4 protein-coding genes are annotated in these 6,786 nt (G+C 68.0%); all 4 read right to left on the minus strand.

The genetic code is table 11. From position 1 onward, the window contains the following. Positions 1-11: 11 nt before the first annotated feature. Positions 12-1,595 (minus strand): ABC transporter substrate-binding protein, encoded by a 1,584-nt coding sequence (locus ACZ4WZ_RS19390; RefSeq protein ID WP_467891821.1) that lies wholly within the window; start codon positions 1,593-1,595, stop codon positions 12-14. 70 nt (positions 1,596-1,665) lie between these two features. After that, entirely contained in the window at positions 1,666-3,270 is a 1,605-nt protein-coding gene (locus ACZ4WZ_RS19395) for an ABC transporter substrate-binding protein (protein ID WP_467891824.1), read from the minus strand. 480 nt (positions 3,271-3,750) lie between these two features. After that, positions 3,751-4,452, minus strand: coding sequence for an HAD family hydrolase (locus ACZ4WZ_RS19400; RefSeq protein ID WP_467891826.1), 702 nt, complete (start codon positions 4,450-4,452; stop codon positions 3,751-3,753). Positions 4,453-4,563: 111 nt separating this feature from the next. Next, positions 4,564-6,786, minus strand: a 2,223-nt coding sequence (locus ACZ4WZ_RS19405; protein WP_467891828.1) for a methionine synthase, incomplete at its 5' end; no start/stop codon positions are given.

The raw sequence follows: 6,786 nt of genomic DNA on the forward strand, positions 1-6,786 counted from the left end.
TCCGGGGCGGGTCAGCCCTTGCTGATCTCCCAGAAGCGGAAGACCGTGGAGGCGTCCAGGGACCACTGGAGGCCGGTGACGTTCTGGCGGGCGACGGCGTACTGCTTGCCCTGCCAGAGCGGGAGGACCGGGAGCTCGTCGGCGACGATGTCCTGGAGGCGGGTGTAGTCGGTGTTGGCCGCGGTGCGGTCCGACTTGGTGGAGGTCGCCGGGATGATGTTCCCGCTGATCTCCTTGTTGTCGTAGTTGTTGTGCAGGACGTTGTCCGGGCCGAAGAACGGCTGGGTGAAGTTGTCGGCGTCGGGGTAGTCGGGGACCCAGCCCTTGACGTAGATGCCGTACTTGCCGGCCTGGATGTCCTTCTCGTACTGCTCGAACTCGACGGACTTGACGTCGGCGTCGAAGAGGCCGCTCTCGTTGAGCTGCTTGGCGATGACCTGGAACTGGTGGTCGGTGGAGGGGCCGTAACGGGCCGGGGTGGACCACAGGGTCAGCTTGATCTTGCCGGAGATGTTGGCGGCCTTGAGGACGGCCTTGGCCTTCTCCACCTGGGGGGTGCCGCCGTAGCGGTCGAAGAAGGGGGTGGTGTGACCGGCGATGCCGGCCGGGACGATCGAGTAGAGCGGGGCGGCGGTGCCCGCGTACACGTCCTTGACGAGCGCTTCGCGGTCGATGAGGTAGGCGATCGCCTTGCGGACGGGGAGCTTGCCGACGACGGGGTCGTTGACGTTGAAGACCAGGTGCTGGACTTCGGCGCCGGTGCCCTGGACGACGTCGACCTTGTTGTCGCCGGTCTTGGTGGCGGCGAGGCCGGCGATGTCCTTGGCGGCGAGGCCGCGGAAGGCGAAGTCGACGTCGCCGCTGTCGAGGACGGTCTTGAGGCCGGCCTGGTCGCCGTTGAAGAACTTCAGGGTGACGCCGGTGTTCTTGGCCTTGGCCTTGCCGCTGTAGGAGTCGTTGACGGAGAAGTTGGCGCTCTTGTCGCTGAAGGCGTCCAGCTTGTAGACGCCGGAGCCGATCGCCTTGTGGTCGCCGCGGAGCTTGTCGGCCGGGTATTCGCGGTGGTCGACGATGGCGCCCGCACCCGATGCGATCTTGCTGGGGAAGGTCGCGTCGGACGACTTCAGCTTGAAGACGACGGTCTTCTCGTCGGGGGTGTCGATGCTCGCGATCGACGAGAGCATGACGGCGGGGCCGTTGTCGTCGTTGATCTTCAGCGTGCGCTCGAAGGAGAACTTGACGTCCTTGGAGGTCAGGCTGTTGCCGTTGCTGAACTTCAGGCCGCTGCGCAGGGTGCACTTGTACACCTTGCTGTCACCGCCCTCGAAGTTGCAGGCCTGGGCGGCGTCGGGCTCGGGGGTGGTGCCGCCCTTGGGGAACGTCAGCAGGGACTGGAAGACGTTGTTGAAGAGCAGCCAGGAGCCCGGGTCGTAGCCCGACGCGGGGTCGGTGGACTTCACCTTGTCGGATATGCCCATGACCACGCCCTTGCCGTTGCCGGCGGCGGAGCCGTCCTGCGAACCGCAACCGCTGAGCAGCGCTGCGGCAGTGGCCGCGCCGAGCGGGGCTGCCAACCACTGGTTACGTGTCTTCACGCGAATGTCCTTCACAGTCTTGTCTGGTCGTTGCGCCGGCCTGCGACGTGCGCCGCCGGTTGTTCCGGTCTCAGCCGCTGACACCCCGGCCGAGTTCCCACAGCTGGAGGTCGGAGATGGCGTTGACCGACCATTCCACTCCGGTGATCCCGTCGCGTGCGGCGACGTACTGCTTGCCCTGCCACAGGGGCAGGACGGGTACGTCGTCGGCGACGATGTCCTGCATCTCCGTGATCGCGGGCACGGCGACGTTGCGGTCGGCCGCGCGGCGGGACTCGGGGATGAGCCTGGTGCGCACCGCGGTGTTGGCGTACGGCGTGCCCAGGAAGTTGTCCTGCTCCAGGAACGGGGCGAGGAAGTTGTCGGGGTCCGGGTAGTCGGGGAACCAGCCGAGCCCGTAGGCGGCGTAGTCGCCCTTCTTCTGGGCGGGGCGGAAGGTGCCCCACTCGTTGCCCTGGACGGTGATGTCGAAGAGCTGGGTGGAGTTCAGCTGGGTCTTGAGGGCCTCGAACTCGGCGGCGGTGCCGTCGCCGTAGTGGTCCGTGGTGTAGTTCAGGGTCAGCTTGACGGGGGTCTTGACCCCGGCGGTCTTGAGGAGCTCGGCGGCCTTGGCGGTGTTGGCCTCGCCGTACTTGTTGAAGAACGAGTTGACGTGGCCGGGCACGGCGGTGGGGACGAGCGAGTACAGGGGCTGCGCGGACTTCCCGTAGACCTTGGAGATCAGGTTGTTGCGGTCGACGGCGGCGGCGAGGGCCTGGCGCACGGCCTTGTTGTTGACGGTCGGGGCGTCGGTGTTGAAGCCGATGTAGCGGATCTCGAGGCCGGGCATCGGGGTGAGCTTGACGCCCTTGGGGGGCGTCTTCGCGAACTCGGTGATCTGGGCGGGCGACAGGGTGCGGGAGACCACGTGGATCTTTCCGTCGGTGAGTGCCTTGCCCATGGTGGCGGAGTCGGCGAAGGTGCGCAGTTCGACCTTGTCGTTGTGGAGCTTGATGTCGCCCTTGTAGTGGGGGTTCTTGGTGAAGACGGCGCGGACGAGGCGGTTGTCCTTGACCTCGGCCTTCATCGTGTAGGGGCCGGAGCCGTCGACGGCGAAGCCGGGGCGGAGCTTCTTGGCCTCGTAGTTCTTCTCGCTGATGATGCCGGCGGCCGGCGTGGCGAGCTTGTACGGGAAGGTCGCGTCGGCGGTCTTCAGGTGGAAGACGACGGTGTCGGTGCCCTTGGCCTCGACGGTGTCGAGGGTGGAGAGCAGGGAGGAGGGGCCGTTCTCGTCCTTGATCGCGAGGACGCGGTCGATGGAGAACTTGACGTCCTTGGCGGTGAGCGGGTCGCCGCTGGCGAACTTCAGGCCGGGCCGCAGGGTGCAGCGGTAGCTCTCGTTGCCGGTGTCGGTGAAGCGGCAGTCGGAGGCGGCTTCGGGGACGGGCTGGCCGCCGCCGCGGGGGGTGCGCACCAGCGTCTGGACGGTCTGGCGCAGGATGTTCCAGGCGCCGGCGTCGTAGGCGTAGGCGGGGTCGACGGGGGCGGGGGCGTAGTCGGCTGCCTCGAACCGGTCGGTGGTACCGACGACGATCGCTCCGGACGCTGCTCCTCCGCCGCTCGCGCTGCCGCATGCGGACAGCGCGGGGGTGAGCAGGCCGATCGCGGCCGTCAGCACCATGGTCTTGCGGTTCATGCTGGAAGTACTCCCTCACCCGGCACTTGTTCAAAGCGGCGTAGAGGGCACTTCGCGGCGGTCGCCCGTTCGGGGCGGAACGATCGGGCCGGTGTTTGACGATCGGTCCACGCGGTAGCGGCGCAGGGGTGTGCGTCCGGTACGGCAAGGGTGCGTGCGGAGTGCCCGCGTTGACATTAGTGGGCTGGGGCGGGATGGCTGGAACTGGCAGGAGTTGGGGTGTAATCGCACGGTGATGGGTGCGGACTTACCGCTCATGCCGGAGTCCTCGCAGATGCGGTCAGGAGATGATCAATCCGGACACAAAGGAAGCCCCTGGAGCCGGTGGCGGGGCTCGGCAGGGGCGTCCCGGGTGACCAAGCTCACCCGACAGATCTCTGGCGGAAGGGGTGGAATTTCGGCCTCCGGGGTTAGGGGCGGAAGATCCTCTCGTCGGACCTGGGCGCCACCCTCGTTCCGTTCGGCACGGAGCGTGCGGACTCAGTTCATCGGAGTGATGAGCGAGCGCAGGAACGGCAGGTTCACGTCCTCCAGCGAACGCACGATGGTGCGGCCGGGGGCGGGCTCGATGCCGCCGACGGACGGGACGGCCACCACCCGGCAGCCGGCGGCCTCGGCCGCGGCGATCCCGGTGGCGGTGTCCTCGATCACGGCGCAGCGCGAGGGGTGCGCGCCGAGGCTGCCGGCGGCGATCAGGTACGGGTCCGGGTGGGGCTTGGTACGGGGGACCTCGTCCCCGGCGACCGTCAGCGTGAAGCGGTCGCGGCCGAGGGTGAGCAGCACCTGGTCGATGACGCGGCGGTGCGAGGCGGAGACCAGGGCGGTGGGGACGTTGTGCCGTGCCAGCTCGCTCAGGAGGCGTTCGGCGCCGGGCATCAGGGGGACCCGGTCGGCGATGCGGGCCTCGAACCGCTCGTTGAGCAGGACGCTCAGCTCGGCGAGGCCGATGGCGGCTCCCGTCCTCTCGATGAGGAAGGAGGCGCTGCGGCTCATGGGGCCGCCGACGACCACGTCCCGCCAGGACGCCTCCAGGCGGTGGCCCAGCTCGTGGAAGATCTGTTCCTCGACCTCCCACCAGAACCCCTCGGTGTCGACGAGGGTGCCGTCCATGTCCAGCAGCACCGCCTGCAGAGCGTGCCCGTCGGCCGTGCGGGTGACGGGTGCGGGAACGGTGCTGGTCATGCGTACGCCTCTCTGGGGACGACGAGGCCGGCCACCTCGAGCCGCGGGAGCGTCTCCCTCGGGAACAGGTGACCGGCCTGTACGGGACCGACCAGTGTACGCCGGTCTGTGTCAGCGTGCGTTGAAATACTTCGCTTCGGGGTGGTGAATCACCAGGGCGTCGGTGGACTGCTCGGGGTGCAGCTGGAACTCCTCCGAGAGGTGGACGCCGATCCGCTCCGGCTGGAGGAGGTCGGCGATCTTCGCGCGGTCCTCCAGGTCGGGGCAGGCGCCGTAGCCGAGGGAGAAGCGCGCTCCCCGGTACTTGAGGTCGAACATGTCCTCGACCTTCTCGGGGTCCTCGCCGCCGAAGCCGAGCTCGGCGCGCACGCGGGCGTGCCAGTACTCGGCCAGGGCCTCGGCGAGCTGGACGGACAGGCCGTGCAGCTCGAGGTACTCGCGGTAGGAGTCGGACTCGAAGAGCTTGGCGGTGGCCTCGCCGATCCTCGAGCCGACGGTGACGACCTGGAGGCCGACCACGTCGGTCTCGCCGGATTCCTCGGGGCGGAAGAAGTCGGCGAGGCACAGGCGGCGGCCGCGGCGCTGGCGCGGGAAGGTGAAGCGGGTCCGCTCGTTGCCCTGCTCGTCGAGGATGATCAGGTCGTCGCCCTTGGAGACGCAGGGGAAGTAGCCGTAGACCACGGCCGCCTCGAGCAGGTTCTCGGTGTGCAGCTTCTCCAGCAGGCCGCGCAGGCGCGGGCGGCCCTCGCTCTCGACCAGTTCCTCGTAGGTGGCCCCGCCGGCGCGGGCCTGCTTGAGGCCCCACTGGCCCTTGAACAGGGCGCCCTCGTCCAGCCAGGAGGCGTAGTCCTTGAGCGGGATGCCCTTGATGACGCGGGTCCCCCAGAAGGGCGGGGTGGGGACGGGGTTGTCGACGGCCACGTCGGAGCGGCCGCCGGCCTCCTCCGGCTCCTCCACCTGGAGTGCGGGGGTGTCCCGCTTGGCGACGCGGCGCTGCTTGAGCTCGGGCAGGGTCGCGCCGGGAACGCCGCGTTTGACGGCGATGAGGGCGTCCATCAGGCGCAGGCCTTCGAAGGCGTCGCGGGCGTAGCGGACTTCGCCTTCGTAGATTTCGTGGAGGTCCTGTTCGACGTAGGCGCGGGTCAGGGCGGCGCCGCCGAGGATGACGGGATAGTCGGCGGCGAGCTTGCGCTGGTTGAGTTCCTCCAGGTTCTCCTTCATGATCACGGTGGATTTCACGAGGAGGCCCGACATGCCGATCACATCGGCCTTGTGTTCCTGCGCGGCCTCCAGGATCGCGGAGACGGGCTGCTTGATCCCGATGTTGACGACGTTGTAGCCGTTGTTGGTCAAGATGATGTCGACGAGGTTCTTGCCGATGTCATGGACGTCACCGCGGACGGTGGCCAGCACGATCGTGCCCTTGCCCTCGTCGTCGGTCTTCTCCATGTGCGGCTCCAGATAGGCGACCGCCGTCTTCATCACCTCCGCGGACTGGAGGACGAACGGCAGCTGCATCTGACCGGAGCCGAACAGCTCGCCGACGACCTTCATCCCCTCCAGCAGGGTGTCGTTGACGATGTCCAGCGCCGGACGCGTCCGAAGCGCCTCGTCCAGGTCGGCTTCCAGGCCGTTCTTCTCGCCGTCGATGATCCGGCGCCGCAGGCGCTCGTCCAGGGGCAGCGCGAGGAGTTCCTCGGCGCGGCCGGCCTTCAGGGACTTGGTGTTGACTCCCTCGAACAGGGCCATCAGCTTCTGCAGCGGGTCGTAGCCCTCCGCACGCCGGTCGTAGATCAGATCCAGGGCGGTGGTGACCTGCTCCTCGTCGAACCGGGCGATCGGCAAGATCTTGCTCGCGTGCACGATCGCCGAGTCCAGGCCGGCCTTGACGCACTCGTCCAGGAACACCGAGTTCAGCAGCACACGGGCGGCCGGGTTCAGACCGAAGGAGATGTTCGACAGACCCAGGGTGGTCTGGACGTCCGGGTGGCGGCGCTTGAGCTCACGGATCGACTCGATCGTCGCGATCCCGTCCTTGCGGGACTCCTCCTGACCGGTGCAGATCGTGAACGTCAACGTGTCGATGAGGATGTCCGACTCCCGGATCCCCCAATGGGTGGTGAGATCGGTGATCAGGCGTTCGGCGATCGCGACCTTGTGCTCGACCGTGCGGGCCTGGCCCTCCTCGTCGATGGTCAGCGCGATCAACGCCGCACCATGCTCCCGCGCCAGCCGGGTTACCTTCGCGAACCGCGACTCCGGCCCGTCACCGTCCTCATAGTTCACCGAGTTGATCACCGCACGCCCGCCGAGCTTCTCCAGACCCGCCCGGAT

It is taken from the genome of Streptomyces sp. NPDC029122, assembly GCF_055569445.1.

What these genes read in the sequence shown, in the direction of transcription:
- ACZ4WZ_RS19400 (WP_467891826.1), bottom strand. Translation starts at nt 4,452, where the DNA reads ATGACCAGCACCGTTCCCGCACCCGTCACCCGCACGGCCGACGGGCAC.
- ACZ4WZ_RS19395 (WP_467891824.1), bottom strand. Translation starts at nt 3,270, where the DNA reads ATGAACCGCAAGACCATGGTGCTGACGGCCGCGATCGGCCTGCTCACC.